The organism is bacterium, assembly GCA_021372775.1.
Lineage (GTDB): Bacteria > Acidobacteriota > Polarisedimenticolia > J045 > J045 > JAJFTU01.
On record JAJFTU010000464.1, the window covers coordinates 1 to 18,652 of the forward strand.

The window sequence follows — 18,652 nt, forward strand, 5'->3', positions numbered from 1 at the left end:
CTGCGCCTCGACCTCAAGCGCGTTCCGCTGCAGCCGTTCGCGCCGTACCTCGCGGGGAAGGTGGACGCCGTCCTCGCCGGCGGCTTCGCCGACGGCGCGTTCGACTACTCGTGGCGCGCCGTGGACAACGGCGCGGCGCGGCAGACGATCAAGGGGAAGCTGACGCTGGCCGAGATGGCGCTGCTCGACCGCAAGACGGCCGACGAGCTGTTCCGCTGCGGGTCGTTCTTCATCGACGGCCTCGAGACGGGCGTCAATCCGGCCTTCTTCAAGGCCAAGGCGATGGCCCTCTCCGACTTCCACGTGCGGATCGACGTCGATCCCGACGCGACGATCAACCTGAAGCGGGTCTTCGCCGGGGCGGCGGGACCGGAGACGCCGGAAACGGAGGAGGCCGCCGCGGCCGCCCCGCCGGCGCCGGCCGCCGGACCCGAGACGCCGATCGCCTTCGACGCGATGACCCTCCAAGGCGGGACGATCGACTTCGCCGACCACTACATCAAGCCGAACTACTCGGCGCGGCTCACCGAGGTCGGCGGACGCCTTTCCGGCCTCTCCTCGGCCGAGGGGAAGCCGGCCGACGTCGACCTGCGCGCCAAGCTCGCCGGCTTCGCGCCGCTCGTGATCCGCGGCGCGATGCAGCCGTTCGGGCGGAACATGGCCGTGAACCTCGCCGCGCAGTTCACCGACATGGAACTCAGCCCGCTCACGCCGTACGCCGGGAAGTACCTCGGCTACACGATCGAGAAGGGCCGGCTCTCGTTCGACGTCAACTACAAGATCGCCGACCGCAAGCTGCAGGCCTCGAACAAGATCCTCTTCGACCAGCTCACGCTGGGGGAGAAGGTCGCGAGCCCGCAGGCGACGTCGCTGCCGGTGCGGCTGGCGATCGCGCTGCTCAAGGACCGCCAGGGGCGGATCGAGCTCAACCTGCCGGTCACCGGCTCGCTCGACGACCCGAAGTTCAAGGTCTGGCGCGTCGTGCTGCAGATCCTGCGGAACCTGCTGGTCAAGGCGGCCTCGTCGCCGTTCTCGCTGCTCGGCTCGCTCTTCGGCGGCGGCGAGGAACTGAGCCGCGCCGAGTTCGCCTTCGGGCAGGACGTCCCGGACGCCGCCGCGGCGGCGAAGATCGACGCCCTCGCCAAGACGCTGCTCGAGCGGCCCGCGCTGCGGCTGGAGATCCAAGGCCGCTACGACGCCGAGCGGGACCGCGAGGGGCTCCGCAAGCGGTTTCTGGACCGCAAGGTGAAGGCGCAGAAGCTCAAGGACCTCGTGCGCAAGGGGGGCGCGGCGGTTCCGGTGGACGACGTCGTCGTGCCGCCGGAGGAGTACGCGAAGTACCTCGAGCGCGCCTACAAGCAGGAGACGTTCCCCAAGCCGCGCACCGCGCTCGGGTTCGCCAAGAGCCTGCCGCCGGAGGAGATGGAGAAGCTGATCCTCGCCAACATCGTTCCGACCGACGACGACCTGCGGCAGCTCGCCGTGGCGCGGGCGCAGAACGTCAAGGACCGTCTGCTCGGCCCCGGCAAGCTTCCGGCGGAGCGGGTCCTCCTCGTCGAGCCGAAGGCCGCTCCGGCCGACCCGAAGCTGACTGGGGCGCGGGCCGACTTCGCGCTGCGCTGACGCCCCGCGGCCCGGACATGAAGAAGCCCGCCGACGCGCCGCGCCGGCGGGCTTCTTCGCGCTTCGGCGCGTTCCGTCAGCGGCGGTGCGCGGCGGCCGACAACGTGGCCTGCACGGCGGCGGCGCTGAGCAGGAGCGCGAACGCCCCGGGGAGGTAGCGCGTCACCGCCGGGTCGGCGACGGAGGTCGCCGCCTCGGTCCAGACCGCCGTGAGCCGCGCCGGGGCGGCGGGCGCCGGCGAGGCGGACGGCTGGGCGTAGGCGAACCACGCGGCGAGCACGGCCGCGGCGACGGCCGGGAAGGGGAGGAACCGCCGCCACGGAAAGGGGATCGGCGACGGCGCGGCGACCTCGCGGCGCACGGCGTCCATCACCCGCGCGGAGAAAGAGGCCCGCGGCGCCGGCGCGTCGTCGGCGAGAAGGATGCGGTCCAGTTCGTCCATCGTCAGGCCTCCTTCGCCGCGGCGAGCGTCGGGGCGACGCGCGCCAGCTTTCTCCGCAGCAGGTCTTTCGCCCGATGCAGCCGCGCCTTGACCGTCCCTTCGGGCAGGCCGAGCGAACGCGCCGCCTCGGCGATGTCCATCTCGTGGAAGTAGAACAGGGCCACGACGTCCCGGTAGCGCGGGGGCAGGGCCGTCACCGCGTTCCGCACGGCCTGCGCCCGCTCCCCGGCGCAGATGTCCTCGGCCTCGACGGCGAGCGGCGGCGCGTCGTCGAGGGCGACCGTCGGCGGGGCGTTCCGGCGCAGGCGCGAGCGGTAGCAGTTCGCGGCCAGCGTCAGCAGCCACGCCCCGAACGGCGCGTCGCCCCGATAGAGCCGCAGCTGCTTGAAGGCCCGCACGAACGCCTCCTGCGCCATGTCCTCGGCGCGGTCGCGGTCGCGGCAGAAACGCCAAGCGAGGCCGAGCAACGGCCGGCGCCAACGCTCCACGATCCCGGCGAACGCTTCCGCGTCGCCGGCGAGAACGCGGGCGATGTCCTGGCGATCGTCCACCTCGGCCACGTCCTTCCCTCCGGGAATAGGAACGCCGCGCACGCCCCGCCGGTTGCATGAAGTATCCGTCTTTCCGGGGGGAGCGGGACTCCTCGCCGTCCTTAGTTCGGCGCGGCGCAGGGGCCGGCCGCGGGCTTCCGGACGTCCTCCCCTCGCTCGACGAGGCCGCCGAAATTTCCGCAACCGTCCGCGCGGCCGGGGCGTCCCATTCCACGAGCGGGCGGACGCCCCCGAGGGTCGCAAGGCCCGCCGGCCCGCGCGGAGGACGCCATGGGACCGTTCTTGGTGCCGATCGTGATGTTCGTTTGCCTCTTCACCTTCCTGTCGATCGCCGTCTGGAGCGGCGCGCGCCGCAAGGAACGGGAGGCGTTCTACCGCGCCGAGGAACGGAAGCGGCTGCTCGAGGCGAGCGGCGCCGGCGCGGAAAAGGTCCTGGAGCTCCTGCGCGAGGAGGAGCTGGTGGCCCAGCGGCGGCGGCGCGAGGGGGTGAAGCTCGGCGGCGTCATCGTCCTCGCCGCCGGGATCGGGATGCAGATGATGTTCATCCAGATCAACGATCCGGAGGCGCAGTTCGTCCCGGCGATCCCGATCTGCATCGGCGCGGCGATGCTGCTCTACGCCTATCTCATGGCGCCGAAGGTCCCCGCGGCGAAGCGCGAGGACTGATCGCCGCCGTCGCGACCGCCGGACCGTCGCCGGCGCCCGTTCGCCGGTCGGCCGCTTCCGCCGCGGCCGGCCGGCGGTAACTTTGTCTCAGGGAGACGCAGTTGTTTCCCCACTGGAGGCGACGATGACGGGACGTCGACGCTGCGCCGCTTCGCTACTTCTCGTCGGCCTCGCCGCCGCGGCCGTCGGCTGCGCGACGAGCCACCCGAAGTACGCGCTCAAGCCGGACGAGCTGCGCCTCGAACTCGTCCGCCGCCTCGGCGCCGAGAAGGCCGCGCGCGTCCAGACGCCGTTCGAGATCGACGGGGATCTCGCCAAGCTCGCCTCCAAGGTCGTGCGCGGCGCCGACTCGGCGTCGCTCAAGATCGAGGCCCTCGCCATCGCCCTCGGCGATCCGTCGCAGCTCGACCTCCACTACCAGCGGGACGCGACGCTGACGGCGCGCGAGACGCTGGAGCGCCGCGGCGGCGACTGCCTCTCGCTGACCAGCCTGTTCATCGGCATGGCGCGGAGCGTCGGACTCAACGTCTACTTCATCGACGCCCGCGGGGTGCAGGAGTTCACCCGCGACGGCGACCTCTACGTCGATCGCCGCCACATCGTGGCCGGATACGGCGCGCCGCCGGTCTTCACGATGATCGACTTCGACCACGTCGCCGCCGTCCCGAATGTCCAGTACCGCATCCTGACCGACCTTCAGGCGCTGGCCCGCTACTTCAACAACCTCGGCTTCTACCGGCTGCGCGAAGGCGACAACGCGGCGGCGGAGGAGTACTTCCGCGACGCGCTGCGGATCGACTCGACCTTCGCCGCCGCGCACAACAACCTCGCCGTGGCGCTTTCCCGCACCGGACGGCTCGAAGAGGCGGAGCGGGAGTTCGAGCAGGCGCTGCGCGCCGATCCTTCGTACTCCTCGGCGATGCTCAATCTGGCGGATCTCTATCGCCGGACGGGGCGGGGCGACCAGGCGGGAGAGCTGCGGCGGGTCGCCGGCGCCCTGCGGATGCGGGATCCGATCTGGCGGTTGCAGCTCGGGCTCGACGCGCTGCGCGCCGGGGACGCGCCTCGGGCGATCGATGAGCTGCGGGCGGCGGCGGCCCTGGACCCGAGCATCATGTCGGCGTGGCTCGGCCTGGCCCAGGCCTACAACGCGCAGGGGGATCCCCGCCGCGCGCTGAAGGCGATCGACCGCGTGCTGCAGTTCCTGCCGGGCGACGAGCAGGCGCGGCAGATTCGGGCGCGGATCCTCAAGGAGAACGCGCCGCGCTGAGCCGTGGACGGACGGCCTGAACGCCGTCCTCCGATCCTGCGCCGCCTCCCGGGAGGCGGCGCCTTTCTTGTCCGGGCGGGCGCGGCCGGCCGGCTCAGTCCTCGATCGTCAGCGCCGTCGCCGCGGCCATGATCTTCTTCATTCCCGCGCGGTCGAAGCGGATCGTCAGCCGCAGCGACCGTCCGGCGCCTTCGGCCGACATCACCATGCCGGCGCCGAACATCGGATGGCGCACGCGGACGCCGGGACGGAACTCCGGCGCCTCGCCGTCCCGCTCGACGACCCGCTCGCCGCGCGGGGCGGCGACGCCGGCGGGACGCGTCGGCGGCGCCGCGGGGAACGAGGGCCTCGCCGTCGCGCCGAAGAACGGCGGCGCGCCGTACCCGTTCGCGCGGGGCGCGGGACCGGCCCAGGCCGCGGCGGCGCTTTCCGTGGCGTGGACGATCTCCTCCGGCAGCTCGTCGAGGAAGCGGGACGGCTGCGCCGCGGTCGGCTTGCCGAACGGCCGGCGCTCGCGGGCCAGCGTCAGCGTCAGGCGCTTCCGCGCCCGCGTCATCGCCACGTAGAGCAGCCGCCGTTCCTCCTCGATCGCCTCCGGATCGTCGGCCGACAGCAGGTGGGGGAAGAGGTCCTCGTTGAGCCCGACGACGAAGACGACGTCGAACTCCAGCCCCTTGGCGGAGTGGACCGTCATCAGCGAGACGCCGCCGCGCTCCCCCTGCACGTCGTCGGTGTCGGAACGGAGGGAGACCCGGTCGAGGAATCCCGCCATGCCGTCGGGCGCGCCTCCTTCGTCGTGCTCCCGCGCCGCGGCGAGGAACGAGCCGATGTTCTCCTCGCGCCCGTCGTGGTCGTTCGGGTGCGCCTTGCGCAGGTACTCGAGATAGTCGAGCGCGTCGATCGCGGACTGCACGGAGGCGACGGTGGAGATCGTCTTGGAGAGGTCGGCGAGGTCGTGGATCGTCCCCAGGAACGCGTCGAGCGCCTTGCGGGTCCGCTGGGGGACGGCCTCGTCCGCCGCGGCCTCGACGGCCGCGTCGTGGAGCGGGATCCCCTTCGCCTTCGCGCGCTCGCCCAGCTCCTCGAGCGTCTTCTCGCCGATCCCGCGCGGCGGGGTCTGCGCGGCGCGGAGGAAGTCCTGGTCCGAACCGGGATGGACGACCAGCCGCAGCCAGGCGAGGAGGTCCTTGATCTCCTTGCGGTCGTAGAAGCGGAGCGACCCGACGACGCGGTAGGCGACGCGCCGCGCCAGCAGCCGGTCCTCGAGCAGCCGCGACAAGGAGTTCGTGCGGTAGAGCACGGCCATCTGGTCGAGCGGCGTCCCTTCCTCGCGGGCCAGCTCCTGCATCCGCCCCACGACGAAGTCGGCCTCCTCGCGGTCGTTGGACGCGGTGTGGACGCGGACCTTCGCCCCTTGGGAACCGGACGTCCAGAGCGTCTTGGCGTGGCGGCGCTTGTTGTGCCCGATCACGGCCGAAGCCGCGGCGAGGATGTTCCCGGTCGAGCGGTAGTTCTGCTCGAGCTTGACGATCGTCGCCTCGGGGAAGTCGCGCCCGAAGTCGAGGATGTTGCGGATGTCGGCGCCGCGGAAGGCGTAGATCGACTGGTCCTCGTCGCCGACGCAGCAGAGGTTGCGCCGCAGCGTCGTCAGCTGGCGGACGATCCTGTACTGCAGCGGGTTGGTGTCCTGGTACTCGTCCACCAGCAGCCACTCGATCCGCCGCGCGTAGCGCTCGAGGATCTCGGGGCGGGCGGCGAAGAGCCGCGCGGGCCGGACGAGCAGGTCGTCGAAGTCGAGCGCGCCGGCGCGCCGCAGCGCCTCCTCGTAGATCCGGTAGCAGGCGGCGTCCATCCGCTCGTTCGGGAACTTCGCCGCCCCTTCGGCTTCGTCCACGTCCACGAGGCCGTTCTTGTAGGAGGAGATGATCGAGAGGATCTTGCGCGGCGTCGTCCCGCTCTCCTCGAGGCCGACCTCCTTCATCGCCTTGCGCACGATCGCCTGCTGGTCGGCGGTGTCGTAGACGACGAAGTCGGGCTGCAGCCCGGCGGCTACGGCGTTGGCGCGGAGCAGGCGCAGGCCGAACGAGTGGAACGTCCCGAGGTAGGCCCCGCCGAGCGCGTGCCCGAGCAGTTGCTCGGCGCGCTCGCGCATCTCCGCCGCGGCCTTGTTCGTGAACGTCAGGGCGACGATCGAGCGCGGATCGACGCCGCGCGTCCCGACGAGATGCGCGACGCGGCAGGTGATGACCCGCGTCTTCCCCGAACCGGCGCCGGCCAAGATCAGCAGCGGCCCCTCGCCGTGGAGCACCGCCTGCCGCTGCGGCGGGTTGAGCCCGGCCAACATCCGTTCCGTGTCCAGCATCCGCGCGTCCTCGAGCCGCCCTCCGACCGACGGCGGCCGCGCATTATGCCGCACCGGGTTGGCGCGGGGCCGCTTCCGCCCCAAAATGGAGCCTCGGAGACGCGCGCCGGCCCCTCCGGTCGGCGCGCGCGTCGTTTTCGCGGAAAGGAGCGCCGTCATGTGCGGCTTCATCGGGTTGATCGGCACCGACGCGCCGGTGCGCGAGGTCCACGACGGCCTTCTGGCCATTCAGCACCGCGGACAGGACGCCGCCGGGATCGTCGCGTACGACGGCCGCTTCCATCTGCGCAAGGGGGCGGGGCTCGTCGGCGACGTCTTCACCCCCGAGGCGATGGCCGGCGTGCAGGGCGAGCTGGCGCTGGGGCACGTGCGCTACCCGACGATCGGCTCCGGCGGGATCGAGGACGCGCAGCCGTTCGTGGCCACGCACCCGTTCGGGATCGCGATGGCGCACAACGGCAACCTCTCCAACTACGACGAGGTCCGCGACCATCTGCTGCGGCGCGCGCGGCGCCACCTGATGTCGCAGTGCGACGTCGAGGCCATCCTCAACGTGTTCGCGGACGCGCTCTTCCGCGCGTCGGCCGGCGGGCCGTTCACGCCGGAGATGTACCGCGCGGCGGTGGCCGAGGTCCACGAGACGGTCCACGGCGCCTATTCCGTCGTCGGCTTCGTCGCCGGGTACGGGCTGTTCGCCTTCCGCGATCCGTACGGAATCAAGCCGATCTGTTTCGGCAAGCGGACGCGGCGCGACGGCAAGACGGTCTACGCCGTCGCCTCGGAGAGCGTCGTCCTCGAGGGGCTCGGCTACCAGGTCGAGGCCCGGCCGCGCCCCGGCGAGGCGCTGCTGATCAAGAACGACGGCGAGGTCATCTGGGAGCAGATCACGCCGCCGACCTTCCGGCCCTGCGTCTTCGAGTTCGTCTACTTCGCGCGTCCCGACAGCGAGCTCGACGGGATCAGCGTCTACCGCGCCCGCGAGCGGATGGGGCGGGCGCTGGGGCGCAAGGTCCGCCGTCTGGGCATCCAGGCGGACGCCGTCGTTCCGGTGCCGGAGTCGGCGCGCGCGGCGGCCTACTCGTTGTCGCTCGAGCTGGGATGGCCGTTCCGCGAGGCGCTGGTCAAGAACCGCTACGTCGGGCGGACGTTCATCATGCCGGGGGACGAGCAGCGGAAGAAGTCGGTGCGCGCCAAGCTCAACGTGATCGCCTCCGAAGTCCGCGGCCGCTCGGTCCTGCTGGTGGACGACTCGATCGTCCGCGGCACCACCTCCCGCCAGATCATCGAGATGGTGCGCGAGGCCGGCGCCTCGAAGGTCTACCTCGCCTCGACCGCGCCGCCGCTGCGCCACCCCTGCGTCTACGGCATCGACATGTCCACGCGGCGGGAGTTCGTCGCGCGGGACCGCGACGAGGCGGAGATCGCCCGGGTTCTCGGGGCGGACGCCGTCGTCTACCAGGACCTCGAGGACCTCATCGCGTCGGTGCGCGACGAGTCTCCCTCGCCGCTCGAAACGACCTGCACCGCCTGCTTCTCGGGGATCTACCCCACCGGCGACGTCGACGAGCGGTCGCTGGAACTGATCGAGGCCGAGCGGCTCGAGGCCGAGTCCGCGGGGTAGCCGCGCGAGGCCGCGTCCGCGGGTAGCCGCGGGAGGCTGAGTCCGCGGGGCGGCCGCGCCGCGCCGCGACCAAAGGCGATTCCGGATCCGCGCCCCCCGGCGCGTCCCCGCGGGAACGCGGGAGCGCCGGGGGTTTTTCACGTGTTCGGGCCCGACCGCGGTTGAGGTTCGCGGTACGTTTCTCGTAAACTGGGGCAAGTGTGTGTTGCGCCCGCGGCGCAGGAGAGAACATGGCCGTGCGGGTGGATGAAAACCTTTGCAGCGCCGGCTTTCGGCCGACCCGCCAGCGGCGGGCCGTCTTCGAGGCGCTGGCGGCGGCCGGGCCCTGCCATCCGACCGCGGAAGAGGTCTTTACGTCCGTCCGGGTCGTGATGCCGCACATTAGTCTGGCCACCGTCTACAAAGCGCTGGAATCGCTCGCCGCCGCCGGGCTGGCCCAGAAGTTCGGCTGCGGTCAAGGGTCGGCGCGGTTCGACGCGCGGACCGACGAGCACTACCACGCCGTCTGCCGTCGCTGCGGCGCGGTCCACGACGTCGAGCCGGTTCCGGCGGCCAGCCGCGCCCTCCGCGCGCTCGGGCTGCCGCTCGCCCGCGTGGACGACGTCCGGGTGCAGTTCATCGGGGAATGCCATTCCTGCCGCGGGAAACAGCCCCCCGCCGCCCCGACGCTCGATCACTGACCCGCCCCCGGGGCCCGCGGGCCTCACTCCGGCGGCGTCCCCGGCAAAGTGGAAAGTCAAATCCGGATTGACTGGGGTCGTTAACCCGCGTTCCCAGCGCCTCACCGAAAGAAAAATTGGCCTGTCCCGTCCGCGGCCGCCGGACGGCGGAATGCGTTCTTTTGGCCGTTTCCGGCCTCAATAGACCTTTCCGCGAGGGTAAAACTTTTCGCGCCCCGAGCCGCCGCCGTTCGCACGGAAATCGTTCTCCGGCGTATAGAGCGCCGTGGGTCTGGAGTAGAATGACGCCTGTCTAGAGGCAAGACGGACTCAGGGCTCCTGGCTGAGTCGCTTGAAAGGAGAACGGACCAGCCTCTAGAGGTCTCCCGGGTCGTGAGGCTTACGGCCCCCCCGGAAAGACTCCCGCGACGTCGGCGCCCCGCGCACCGCCGCGGCAGGTCCACGCAGAACCCCTGCCAGGAAAGGAGAGATACGAAATGCGCAAGGTTATTTTTGGTCTTCTGATGCTCGTCCTCGTGTTCGCTGTGGGCTGCGCCAAGCCGCCGCAGGAAGCCATCAACGCCGCCAATCAGGCTATCGAAGCCGCTCAGCAGGCTGGCGCCGCTGACTACGCTCCGGATTCGCTGAAGGCCGCCGAGGACCTGAAGGGCCAGCTCGAAGCCGAGCTGAAGGTCCAGGAAGACAAGTTCGCTCTGTTCCGCTCCTACAAGAAGGCCGAAGAGCTGGCTTCCCAGGAAAAGGCCGCCGGTGAGAAGGCCGCCCAGGACGCCAAGACCCGCAAGGAGCAGGTGAAGCAGGAAGCCACCCAGCTGATCGCGGACTGCAAGACCGCTCTGACCGAAGCCCAGGACATGCTCAAGAAGGCCCCGCGCGGCAAGGGCACCCAGGCCGACATCAAGGCGATGGAAAACGATCTCGCTGGCGTGCAGAGCTCGCTGGCCGAGGCCGAGAGCGCTCTGACCGCCGAGAAGTTCCTCGACGCGAAGGCGAAGGCCGAAGCTGCGAAGAGCACGATCGCCAACGTGAAGAACGCGATCGAGCAGGCCGCTGCCGCCAAGTCCGGCAAGAAGGCCAAGTAACTATCGCTTAACCCGAGGAGCACGGCCGCGCTGCGGCCGTGCTCTTCGTGTCTTTAGAGGGGCCGTTTGTCGGCCTCCGGCCCACGGGTGCCTCCGGCAAGTGCCTTGCGCCGCCCCATGTGCCATATTTGAGTCAGGATAAGGAACGGCATGGATCTTCACGCTCTGTCTGCCCAGTCGCGCCCCCGTCCGCGTCGCCATCGCGGTCTGCGCTGGACCGTCGCCGTCACCGTCGCCTGCCTGGCCGCCCTCGCGGGCTGGACCGGCTACCGCGTCGCCGCCGGCAAGACGACCCCGCCGCGGTTCACCAGGGAGTCGGCGGAATCGGCGCGCCGCGCGCTGCGCGCCGCGCACGGCGACCGCTGGGCCCCGGCCGCGTCGCGGTCGGCCGAGCGCGCCTTCATGGACGCGGCGCTGGAATGGCGGCGTCAGGAGACGTCGTTCGTGGTGTTCCGGAACTACGACGACGCCCGGCGCCTCTTCGCGCAGGCGGACGACAAGCTGCGGCAGGCGACCCGCGTCGCCGAGGAGATGCGCAGCGACGAGCGGGGCCGAGCCGAGCGGGCCATCGCCAAGGCGCGGCAGATCGTCGGCGGCACCGACGCGATCGCCGACGCGATCGGGCTCGGCCGCTACGAGGGGATGCTCCTCCAGAAGTGCAAGATCGGCGTCGACGAGGCCGAGCGGCTGTTCAAGATCGAGGAATACGAGAAGGCCGCGCAGCGGGCGGAGCTGGCCGCGCTGCAGTCCGGCCGCGTGACCGACCGCGCCGCCGAGCTCGTCGCCCGCTTCTCCGACCCGCAGCTCGTGCGGAAGTGGCGGGGGATGATCGACGACACGGTCGCCTGGTCGCGTCGGACCGGCGGAACGGCGTTCGTCGTCTCCAAGGAAGCGCACGAGATGACGGTCTACGTGCGGGGCAAGGCGGTCGAGACGCTGAAGGTGGAGCTCGGGTCGAACTCCGTCCGCGACAAGCTCCACGCCGGCGACAACGCGACCCCCGAAGGCCGCTACAAGGTCGTCTCGAAGATCGCCGCCTCCCGCTACGAGCGCGCGCTGCTGCTCGACTACCCCAACGCGGAGGACCGCCAGCGGTTCGCCGCGGCGCGCCTGCACGGCGAGCTGCCCCGGGGCGTTTCGCCCGGCGGCCTGATCGAGGTGCACGGCGGCGGCGGACGCGGCAAGGACTGGACCAACGGCTGCGTCGCCGTGACCGACCGAGAGATGGACAGAGTGTTCGCCCGCGCCAGCGTCGGGACGCCGGTCACGATCGTCGGCAGCGACGGCGCGGCGGGAACGTTCACCAACGTGGTGCGGATGCAGAAGATGGCCGCCGGCGCGACCGGCGGCGCGAGGGCCGCCGAATGACGACGTTCACGGACGCGGCGCGGCTGGAGGATCCTCTCTCCCGGCGGCGGCGCCGCCGCAGAGTTCCGCTCTGGCTGAAGCTGCTCCTGACGCTTTTCGTCCTCGTGTTGCTCGTCGCCGGCGCCGCGGGCGCCTTGGCCTACGGCACCGGCTACCGCTACGAGAAGATGCCGATCGCCAAGATCGCCCCGCCGGACGACATGCCGGAGGCGGAGGCCGACCTGGCCGGCTACGCGGCGAAGCTCCGCAAGGACAGCGCCGCCATGGAGGCGCAGCTCGCCAAGTTCGCCCCCAAGGAGACCTACGTCGTCGTCGATCAGACGCTGAACCGCCTCTATCTGCGGCGGGAAGGGGAGACGATCCTCGAGGCGAAGTGCTCCGCCGGCTCGGGAATGGTGCTCAAGGAGAACCCGGGCAAGGGGAAGGGCCGGCAGTGGGTCTTCGACACCCCGCGCGGCGTCTACAAGGTTCTGGAGCGGGTGGAGAAGCCCGTTTGGACGAAGCCGGCGTGGGCGCTGATCGAGGAAGGGAAGATCCCGACCAAGGCCGAGGACTTCGCCGAAGAGGGAACTCTCGGCGAGTACGCGCTCAAGCTCGGGCACGGCTACATGATCCACGGGACGCTCTACGAACGCCTTCTCGGGCGGAGCGTGACGCACGGCTGCATCCGGCTCGGCCGCGACGACCTGCGGGTGGTGTGGAAGGAAACGAAGATCGGCACGCCGGTCTACATCTACTGACGCCCAGCGCGCGCCGGCGGGGGGACGCGGCGCGCGACGCGACGAGGACCATGAGCAACCATCGATCTTTCCGCATCCCTCGGGCGGCCGTCGCGGCGGCCGTGCTCGCCGCAGGCGCCTTCGGCGCCTTCGCGCAGGGTCAGGGCGACGATCCGCGGCAGGAAGCCGTCGCCGCGGCGCGGGAGCACGCCCTGCTCTCGATGAAGCTCGACTTGGCGAAGCAGGAGGGGTTCTACGTCATCCTCGACGCCGAAGCGGGCCGCCTGATCCTGATGCTCAAGGGCGCAGAGCTGCGCGACTGGAAGTTCGCCGGCTTGGAAGTCGGTTTCCCCGCCGTCGTCTACAGGAAGAAGCGGCCGGCGGAGGAATGGCAAGGCCGCGTGTGGGAGAAGGGAACGCTCGATCCGCCGCGGCAAATCGACCGCTACGTGATCGTCGCGCAGGCCCCGACGACCGAAGGGAACGAGGCGGACATCCCGATCCCGCCGACGCCGGAGGAGAAGTATCCGGTTCCCGCGCGCTACCACATCCGCTTCGAGGGCGGGCTCTCGATGGAGTTGCGGACGACGGCGGTCGACCCGACGCTGCCGCTCAAGGAACGGCTGAAGGCGAGCTACGACCACTGGCTGATCGACGCGAAGGACGCGCTCGGCGAGGGAAGCGGCGACGTCGTGCGGCTGCGGCTGAACATGTCGCCGGACGAGGCGAAATCGCTCTTCCGCGCCCTCCCGCCGGACGTGAAGCTGCTGATCCTGCCCCGCAGCTGACGCGGTCCGCGCCTCCGCGCTAGAATCCCCCGTCGCCCCGCTCCGGGCGAAGAGGGGGTCATCGATGAAGTGGTACGCCTTGGCGCGGCCCGTCGCGGCCGCGGCGGCGCTCTGCGCCGCGCTGGCCGCGTCGCCGGCCGAAGCCGCGAAAGCGCGCGAGCTGGTCTTCACGAGCGGCTGGCCCGCCGTCTCCGATCAGGAAATCACGATCAAGGAGATCCCGTTCGCCCCCGGCGCGCCGGCCGTCGTGCTGCTCGACGCGCGCCAGGAGGAGTGGTGCCAGCGCGGCCCGACGTGGGTCCATCGGCAGCTGTTCTTCCGCCGGCTGAAGGTTCTCACCGAGGAGGGGGCGCGCCGCTTCGCCGAGTACACGCTCCGCGTGCCGGCGGCGGTCCGCGCCGACGCGTTGGACGCGCGGACGCTCCTTCCCGGCGGAACGCCGATCGACGCCAAGGATTTCATCCGGCGCGCGCCCGCGCCCGGCGGCGCGCAGACGATCAGCGTCGCGTTCCCGCGGGTCCAGCCCGGCGCGATCCTCGAGATCAGCTTCGCCGTTCTCGCCGACATCGAATCCGGCTTCGGCGTCGAGCCGTTCGCGATCCAGGGGCCGCTGCCCAAGCTCGAGGCGCGCTTCGTCTACCTGCCGATGGCCGGGCTGAAGTGGAGCACCGCCTTCAGCGGCGTGCCCCGGGAACTCTCGCAGCCGACGGACGTGGCGCTCGGCGGCGTGCGGCACGCGTTCGTGTGGTCGTTCACCAACGTCCCCGCGCTTCCCGACGAGCCGTTCAGCCCGCCCGCCGCGGACGCGGGGATGATGATGTACGTGGTCCCGCTCTCCTTCCACGGCGACATGACCGCCTCGCAGCCCCTCGTCGGAGCCGTGCCGAGATCGGGCGGCGCCGTCCACAACAGCGAAGCCTACGACATCGCCAAGGACTGGACGTCGTGGTCGGCGCTCGAACGCGATCGCTGGAACACGTGGTCCGACCGGAAGAACGCCCAGATCCGCGCTCTCGGCGCCGCGGCGGCCGCGGGGCCGGCGACCGCGCAGGACAAGGCGGAAGCGGTGCGCCGCGCGCTCGCGGCGCGCGTCCGGGTCGAGGTCGCTTCGTACGCGCGGATCAACGACGACGCCGACGACGCGTTGGCCGCCGGCCGGGTCAGCACGGCGGAGTTCGCCGGCCTGGCCCGGGTCGCGCTGCGCGAGGCCGGCGTTTCGTCGACGATCGCCGCGACCCGCCGTCGCTCGGACGGCCGCATGCCGCTGGACTTCCCCGTGCCGCCGCTCTTCGACGACGCGATCCTGCTCGTGGACGTCGGCGGAAGTCCGACGTTCTGGGCGCCCGCCTCGGGGCTGCCCGTCGGCGCGCTCCCGACCGAACTGCGGGGGGTGGCCGCGATGCCCCTCGACGGCGCGGCGACAAGGCCGTTGACCACGCCGGCCCCGGCCGCCGGCGACAACCGCGCGGCGCGGACGACGAAGGGGACGCTCGACGCCTCCGGCACGATCGTCGCGCAGACGACGATCACGCCTTCCAAGGGCGGCGCCGGCGACTGGCGCATCTGGCTGCGCGGCGCGACGGACGACGCGGCGCGCCGGGCCGTGGCCGCCGAGTACCTCCGCCCGCTCCTTCCGGCGGCGGAAGTGACGGCGGTCTCCGCGGTCAATCTGGACGACGAATCGAAGGAACTGCAGATCGTCGTCGAGTGGAAAGCGGAGCGCGCCGCGAAGCTCGAGGGCGCGACGCTGCGGTTGAAGCCGGCGCTCTTCGCGCCGTTGCGTTCGGCCGATTGGGCCGCGGCGGGGCGCGCGACGACCGTCGTCCTCGGCGACCCGCGGGACGAAACCGACGTCGTCACGCTGCAGCTTCCGGAGGGCGTCGCCTCCGCCAAGACGGTTCCGGCGCTGCGGATGCCGACGAGCTCCTACGGCGCGTTCGAGGGATCGTGCGACAGCTGGTCCGGCAAGGTCGTGATGCGCCGCCACGTCCGCGTCGATGCGGCGGAGTTCCCGGCGTCGGCGTGGAGCGGCGTCCGGACTTGGTACGGCCGGATCGCCCAGTTCGACGACGCGGACATCGTCGTCGAGCTGCCCAAGAAGTAGCTCGATCGACGAAAAGAAAAACCGCGGCGCGGACGAAGCCGTCCGCGCCGCGGTCTTGCGTTCGGGTTCCGCGCCGCGCGTCGGTCAGGAGACGCGCGATCCGGCCGGTATGATCTCGTCCACCGTCAGCACGCGGGTCACGCCGTCGGGGCTCGTCGCCGCGAGGAGCATCCCCTGCGACTCCAAGCCGCGCAGCTTGGCCGGCTTGAGGTTGGCCACGACGATGATCGTCTTGCCGACGAGATCCTCGGGGGCGTAGGTCTTGGCGATGCCGGCGACGATCTGCCGCTTCTCGTCGCCGAGGTCGATCTCGAGCCGCAGCAGCTTGTCGGCGTTCGGGTGCTTCTCCGCGACGAGGACCTTGGCCACGCGCAGCTTCACCTTGGCGAAGTCGTCGTATTCGATCAGTTCGGCCGCGGGGGCGGCGGGGGCGGCGGCCGGCGCGGGGGCCGGGGCGGGCTTGGCTTCTTCGGTCATCTTCTGCGTGTCCTTCTTCTTGGCCGGCGCGGCCGCGGCCGCGCCCAGGATCAGCTTCTTGTCGAGGCGCGGGAAGACCGCCTCGCCGGCGCGCACGGCTGCGCCGCCGACCGGCCAGTCGGTCCTCGCGAAGAGGTCCTCGCCGGGCTTCGTCAATGCGCCGGGGTCGTCCGGCAGGCCGAGCGTCGCCCAAAGCCGCGCCGCCGCCGCCGGCATCGCCGGATGGAGGCGCAGCGCGAGATGCGCGAGCTGCCCCGCCGCGGCGCGCAGGACGCCGTCGCACTCGTCCTCGCGTCCGGCGCGGCGCCACGGCTCGCGCCGCACGAGGAACTTGTTGAGCGCGTCGGCCCACTCGGTGAGGGCGCGCAGCGCGCCGGCGGGATCGTGCCGCGCGAAGCTGTCGGCGTACGCGGCGCGGGCCGCGGCCGCCGCCGCGTCGAGCGTCTCGTCGGCGAGCGGCGCGACGTCCGGCACCTTCCCCTCCGGCCGCTTGGCGACGAGCGCGGCGACGCGCGAGAAGAGGTTGCCGATGTTGTTGGCGAGGTCGGCGTTCGTCCGCTCGAGCAGCGCCTCGTCGGAGAAGGAGCCGTCCTGCCCGAGCGGGATCTCGCGCAGCAGGAACCAGCGCAGCGCGTCCGTCCCGAAGTCCTCCAGCAGCTGCCCCGGACGGACGACGTTGCCGAGCGACTTCGACATCTTCGCCTCGTCCTTCAGCCACCAGCCGTGGCCGAAGACCGTCGTCGGCAGCGGCAGCTTGGCGGCCATCAGGAACGCCGGCCAGTAGACGGCGTGGAAGCGGAGGATGTCCTTGCCGACGAGGTGGAGCACGGTGCGGTCGTCGCGCGCTTCCCAGTAGCGGTCGTAGAGCGCCGCCTCCCCCTCGCGCCCGAAGCCGAGCGCCGAGAGGTAGTTGGCCAGCGCGTCGAACCAGACGTAGACCGTCTGCTCCGGATCGCCGGGGAACGGGATCCCCCACGCGACCTTCTCCACGCTGCGGGAGATCGACAGGTCCTTGAGCCCCTGCTCGACGAACGAGCGGACCTCGTTGAGGCGCGTCCCCGGCTGCACGAACTCCGGCCGCTCGGCGTAGAGCTTCAGCAGCGGCTCGGCGTAGGCGGAGAGGCGGAAGAACCACGACGTCTCCTCGACCTCCTCCACCGGGTGCCCTTGGTCGGGGCACTTGCCGTCAACGAGCTGGTTCTCGGGATAGAACGCCTCGCAGCCGGTGCAGTACCAGCCGCGGTAGCTCCCCTTGTAGATCGCGTCCGGGCTCTCGCGGCGGATCTGCGCGAAGAGCGCCGCCACGCCCTTCTTGTGCCGCTCCTCCGTCGTGCGGATCAGGTCGTCGTTGCTCACGTCGAGGCGCGGCCAGAGGCCGCGGTAGTTCGCCACGACCTCGTCGGCCAGCTGCTTCGGCGCGATCCCCTTGGCCGCCGCGCTGCGCTGGATCTTCTGCCCGTGCTCGTCGGTGCCGGTGAGGAAGTAGACGTCGTCGCCGGCGAGGCGGTGGAAGCGCGCCAGCGCGTCGGCCACGATCGTCGTGTAGGCGTGGCCGATGTGCGGCTGGTCGTTGACGTAGTAGATCGGCGTGGTGACGAAGAACGTTCGCTGGCTCATTCGCGGTCCTTGTCCGCGCCGTCGCCGCGGCGGGAGTAGCTCTCGCGCGCGGCTTGGCGCACCTCGTCCACCGTCTTCCCCGCGGCGTCGGCCGCGCGGCGGCAGTCTTCGAATTCCGGTTGCCCGCGGCGCGGGCGGCGCGCGGCGTCGAGGGCGCGCTTGATCCGCACGGCGCCCCACGGCGTCTCGACGCTCACCGTGTCGCGGTCGTACTCGTGGCGCCGCTCCCGCCGCGCGCGCACGCCGAGCGTCGGGCTCTCGGCGAGGATCAGCGCGGCGAGCTCCGCCTCCCGCTCCGGGTCGGCGACGACCGTGAGCAGGAAGCCGGGGCGCCCCTTCTTCATCTGCACCGGCGCGACGAACGCGTCCCGCGCGCCGGCGGCGAGGAGCCGCTCGACGATCACCGGCACGTCCTGCGGCAGCACGTCGTCGAGCGCGGTCTCGAGGACCGCGACCTCGCGCGCCGAAGCGGCGCCGTCGGCCCGTCCCAAGACGCCGCGCAGCACGTTGGCGAGGCGCGCGTCGTCGCGCCCCCCGGCGCCGTGTCCGGCGCGCTCCAGCGTCATCGCCGGGCCGGGGCCGAACTCGGCGACGATCGCGCGGAGGATCGCCGCGCCGGTCGGCGTGATCAGCTCGCGGTCGATCGGCCCGAAGGCGACCGGCGCGCCGGCGAGCAGTTCGACGACGGCCGGTCCCGGCGCCGGCAGGACGCCGTGCGCGCAGACGATCGTGCCGCCGCCGAGCGGCAGCGGCGCGGCGCAGGTCACGCGCGCGACGTCGAGCTCGGCGAGCGCGAGCGCGGCGCCGCAGATGTCGATCAGCGCGTCGTCGGCGCCCGCCTCGTGGAGGTGGACTTCCTCGAACGCGCGGCCGTGGACCTTGGCCTCGGCGCGGAAGAGGAGCTCGAAGGCGCGCAGGGCCGTTTCCTTGGCCCGATCCGGCAGGTCGGCGGCTTCGACGATCCCCTTCACGTCGGCCCACGTCCGTCCGCCGTGGCCGTGCCCGCGGCCGTGGGCGTGGCCGCTCGCCTCGGCTTCTTCGTGCGCGGCGTGGTTCTCTTCGGCGGGCGGCTCCTCGACGCCGCGGACGTGGACGCGGACCCGCGCCGCGTCGAGCGCCCCGCGCCGCGCCCGCTCCACGCCCACCTCGACGCCGTCGAGGCCGAGGCGGCGCGGCAGCGAGGCCAGCGTCTCCTCCGGCAGCCCGAGATCGGCGAACAGGCCGAGGAACATGTCCCCGGCGGCGCCGCCGAGCGGATCGAGATGCAGGATGCGGGCCATCGCCG

The 18,652-nt window shown here is 71.8% G+C and carries 15 protein-coding genes; 10 read left to right on the forward strand and 5 right to left on the reverse strand.

What is annotated here, in order from left to right; all coding sequences use genetic code 11:
- Positions 1-1,623: DUF748 domain-containing protein (locus LLG88_15815; protein MCE5248376.1), on the forward strand; the 1,623-nt coding region annotated here is incomplete at its 5' end.
- A gap of 76 nt (positions 1,624-1,699) precedes the next feature.
- Here LLG88_15815 and LLG88_15820 read toward each other — a convergent pair.
- Together LLG88_15820 and LLG88_15825 are read right to left on the reverse strand one after the other, a co-directional pair.
- Complete coding sequence (locus tag LLG88_15820; GenBank protein MCE5248377.1) at positions 1,700-2,065, reverse strand: hypothetical protein; 366 nt, start codon at positions 2,063-2,065, stop codon at positions 1,700-1,702.
- A 2-nt stretch (positions 2,066-2,067) separates the two neighbouring features.
- Entirely contained in the window at positions 2,068-2,616 is a 549-nt protein-coding gene (locus LLG88_15825; protein MCE5248378.1) for a sigma-70 family RNA polymerase sigma factor, read from the reverse strand.
- A 270-nt stretch (positions 2,617-2,886) separates the two neighbouring features.
- Between LLG88_15825 and LLG88_15830 the strand changes: the two genes are divergently transcribed.
- Both LLG88_15830 and LLG88_15835 read left to right on the forward strand, forming a co-directional pair.
- Entirely contained in the window at positions 2,887-3,282 is a 396-nt protein-coding gene (locus tag LLG88_15830; GenBank protein ID MCE5248379.1) for a hypothetical protein, read from the forward strand.
- A gap of 124 nt (positions 3,283-3,406) precedes the next feature.
- Positions 3,407-4,552 (forward strand): tetratricopeptide repeat protein, encoded by a 1,146-nt coding sequence (locus LLG88_15835; protein MCE5248380.1) that lies wholly within the window; start codon positions 3,407-3,409, stop codon positions 4,550-4,552.
- A 94-nt stretch (positions 4,553-4,646) separates the two neighbouring features.
- Here the strand turns inward: LLG88_15835 and LLG88_15840 are convergent, their stop codons facing one another.
- Entirely contained in the window at positions 4,647-6,914 is a 2,268-nt protein-coding gene (locus LLG88_15840; protein ID MCE5248381.1) for a UvrD-helicase domain-containing protein, read from the reverse strand.
- Between the two features lie 157 nt (positions 6,915-7,071).
- On the opposite strand from LLG88_15840, the gene purF reads away from it, so the two are divergent.
- The 7 genes from purF to LLG88_15875 all read left to right on the forward strand — a co-directional run bounded on the left by purF (position 7,072) and on the right by LLG88_15875 (position 15,273).
- Positions 7,072-8,535 carry an amidophosphoribosyltransferase gene (gene purF / locus LLG88_15845; protein ID MCE5248382.1) on the forward strand — a complete coding sequence of 488 codons (1,464 nt, stop codon included), beginning with the start codon at positions 7,072-7,074 and terminating at the stop codon, positions 8,533-8,535.
- A 230-nt stretch (positions 8,536-8,765) separates the two neighbouring features.
- Positions 8,766-9,215, forward strand: coding sequence for a transcriptional repressor (locus tag LLG88_15850; GenBank protein MCE5248383.1), 450 nt, complete (start codon positions 8,766-8,768; stop codon positions 9,213-9,215).
- 476 nt (positions 9,216-9,691) lie between these two features.
- Positions 9,692-10,294, forward strand: coding sequence for a hypothetical protein (locus LLG88_15855; protein ID MCE5248384.1), 603 nt, complete (start codon positions 9,692-9,694; stop codon positions 10,292-10,294).
- Between the two features lie 150 nt (positions 10,295-10,444).
- A complete protein-coding gene (locus LLG88_15860; protein ID MCE5248385.1) occupies positions 10,445-11,662 on the forward strand; it encodes a L,D-transpeptidase in 1,218 nt (405 codons plus the stop codon).
- Complete coding sequence (locus LLG88_15865) at positions 11,659-12,402, forward strand: L,D-transpeptidase (GenBank protein ID MCE5248386.1); 744 nt, start codon at positions 11,659-11,661, stop codon at positions 12,400-12,402. Before LLG88_15860 ends, LLG88_15865 begins: the two co-directional genes overlap by 4 nt.
- Before the next feature lie 50 nt (positions 12,403-12,452).
- The gene (locus LLG88_15870; protein ID MCE5248387.1) at positions 12,453-13,169 is read left to right on the forward strand and encodes a hypothetical protein; all 717 of its coding nucleotides are present in this window, start codon (positions 12,453-12,455) and stop codon (positions 13,167-13,169) included.
- 64 nt (positions 13,170-13,233) lie between these two features.
- Positions 13,234-15,273 (forward strand): DUF3857 domain-containing protein, encoded by a 2,040-nt coding sequence (locus tag LLG88_15875; protein ID MCE5248388.1) that lies wholly within the window; start codon positions 13,234-13,236, stop codon positions 15,271-15,273.
- Positions 15,274-15,357: 84 nt separating this feature from the next.
- On the opposite strand, the gene metG is transcribed toward LLG88_15875, so the two are convergent.
- Positions 15,358-17,367: a methionine--tRNA ligase gene (gene metG, locus LLG88_15880; protein MCE5248389.1), complete on the reverse strand. Its 2,010-nt coding sequence runs from the start codon at positions 17,365-17,367 to the stop codon at positions 15,358-15,360.
- Positions 17,364-18,647 (reverse strand): nickel pincer cofactor biosynthesis protein LarC, encoded by a 1,284-nt coding sequence (larC, locus tag LLG88_15885; GenBank protein MCE5248390.1) that lies wholly within the window; start codon positions 18,645-18,647, stop codon positions 17,364-17,366. Before larC ends, metG begins: the two co-directional genes overlap by 4 nt.
- Positions 18,648-18,652 lie beyond the last annotated feature (5 nt).

Excerpts from the sequence above, each read along its gene's own strand:
- LLG88_15860 (MCE5248385.1), top strand. The coding sequence starts at position 10,445 with ATGGATCTTCACGCTCTGTCTGCCCAGTCGCGCCCCCGTCCGCGTCGC.
- LLG88_15820 (MCE5248377.1), bottom strand. The coding sequence starts at position 2,065 with ATGGACGAACTGGACCGCATCCTTCTCGCCGACGACGCGCCGGCGCCG.
- LLG88_15840 (MCE5248381.1), bottom strand. The coding sequence starts at position 6,914 with ATGCTGGACACGGAACGGATGTTGGCCGGGCTCAACCCGCCGCAGCGG.
- LLG88_15830 (MCE5248379.1), top strand. The coding sequence starts at position 2,887 with ATGGGACCGTTCTTGGTGCCGATCGTGATGTTCGTTTGCCTCTTCACC.
- LLG88_15865 (MCE5248386.1), top strand. The coding sequence starts at position 11,659 with ATGACGACGTTCACGGACGCGGCGCGGCTGGAGGATCCTCTCTCCCGG.
- LLG88_15870 (MCE5248387.1), top strand. The coding sequence starts at position 12,453 with ATGAGCAACCATCGATCTTTCCGCATCCCTCGGGCGGCCGTCGCGGCG.
- metG (MCE5248389.1), bottom strand. The coding sequence starts at position 17,367 with ATGAGCCAGCGAACGTTCTTCGTCACCACGCCGATCTACTACGTCAAC.
- LLG88_15850 (MCE5248383.1), top strand. The coding sequence starts at position 8,766 with ATGGCCGTGCGGGTGGATGAAAACCTTTGCAGCGCCGGCTTTCGGCCG.
- LLG88_15835 (MCE5248380.1), top strand. The coding sequence starts at position 3,407 with ATGACGGGACGTCGACGCTGCGCCGCTTCGCTACTTCTCGTCGGCCTC.
- purF (MCE5248382.1), top strand. The coding sequence starts at position 7,072 with ATGTGCGGCTTCATCGGGTTGATCGGCACCGACGCGCCGGTGCGCGAG.
- larC (MCE5248390.1), bottom strand. The coding sequence starts at position 18,647 with ATGGCCCGCATCCTGCATCTCGATCCGCTCGGCGGCGCCGCCGGGGAC.
- LLG88_15875 (MCE5248388.1), top strand. The coding sequence starts at position 13,234 with ATGAAGTGGTACGCCTTGGCGCGGCCCGTCGCGGCCGCGGCGGCGCTC.
- LLG88_15855 (MCE5248384.1), top strand. The coding sequence starts at position 9,692 with ATGCGCAAGGTTATTTTTGGTCTTCTGATGCTCGTCCTCGTGTTCGCT.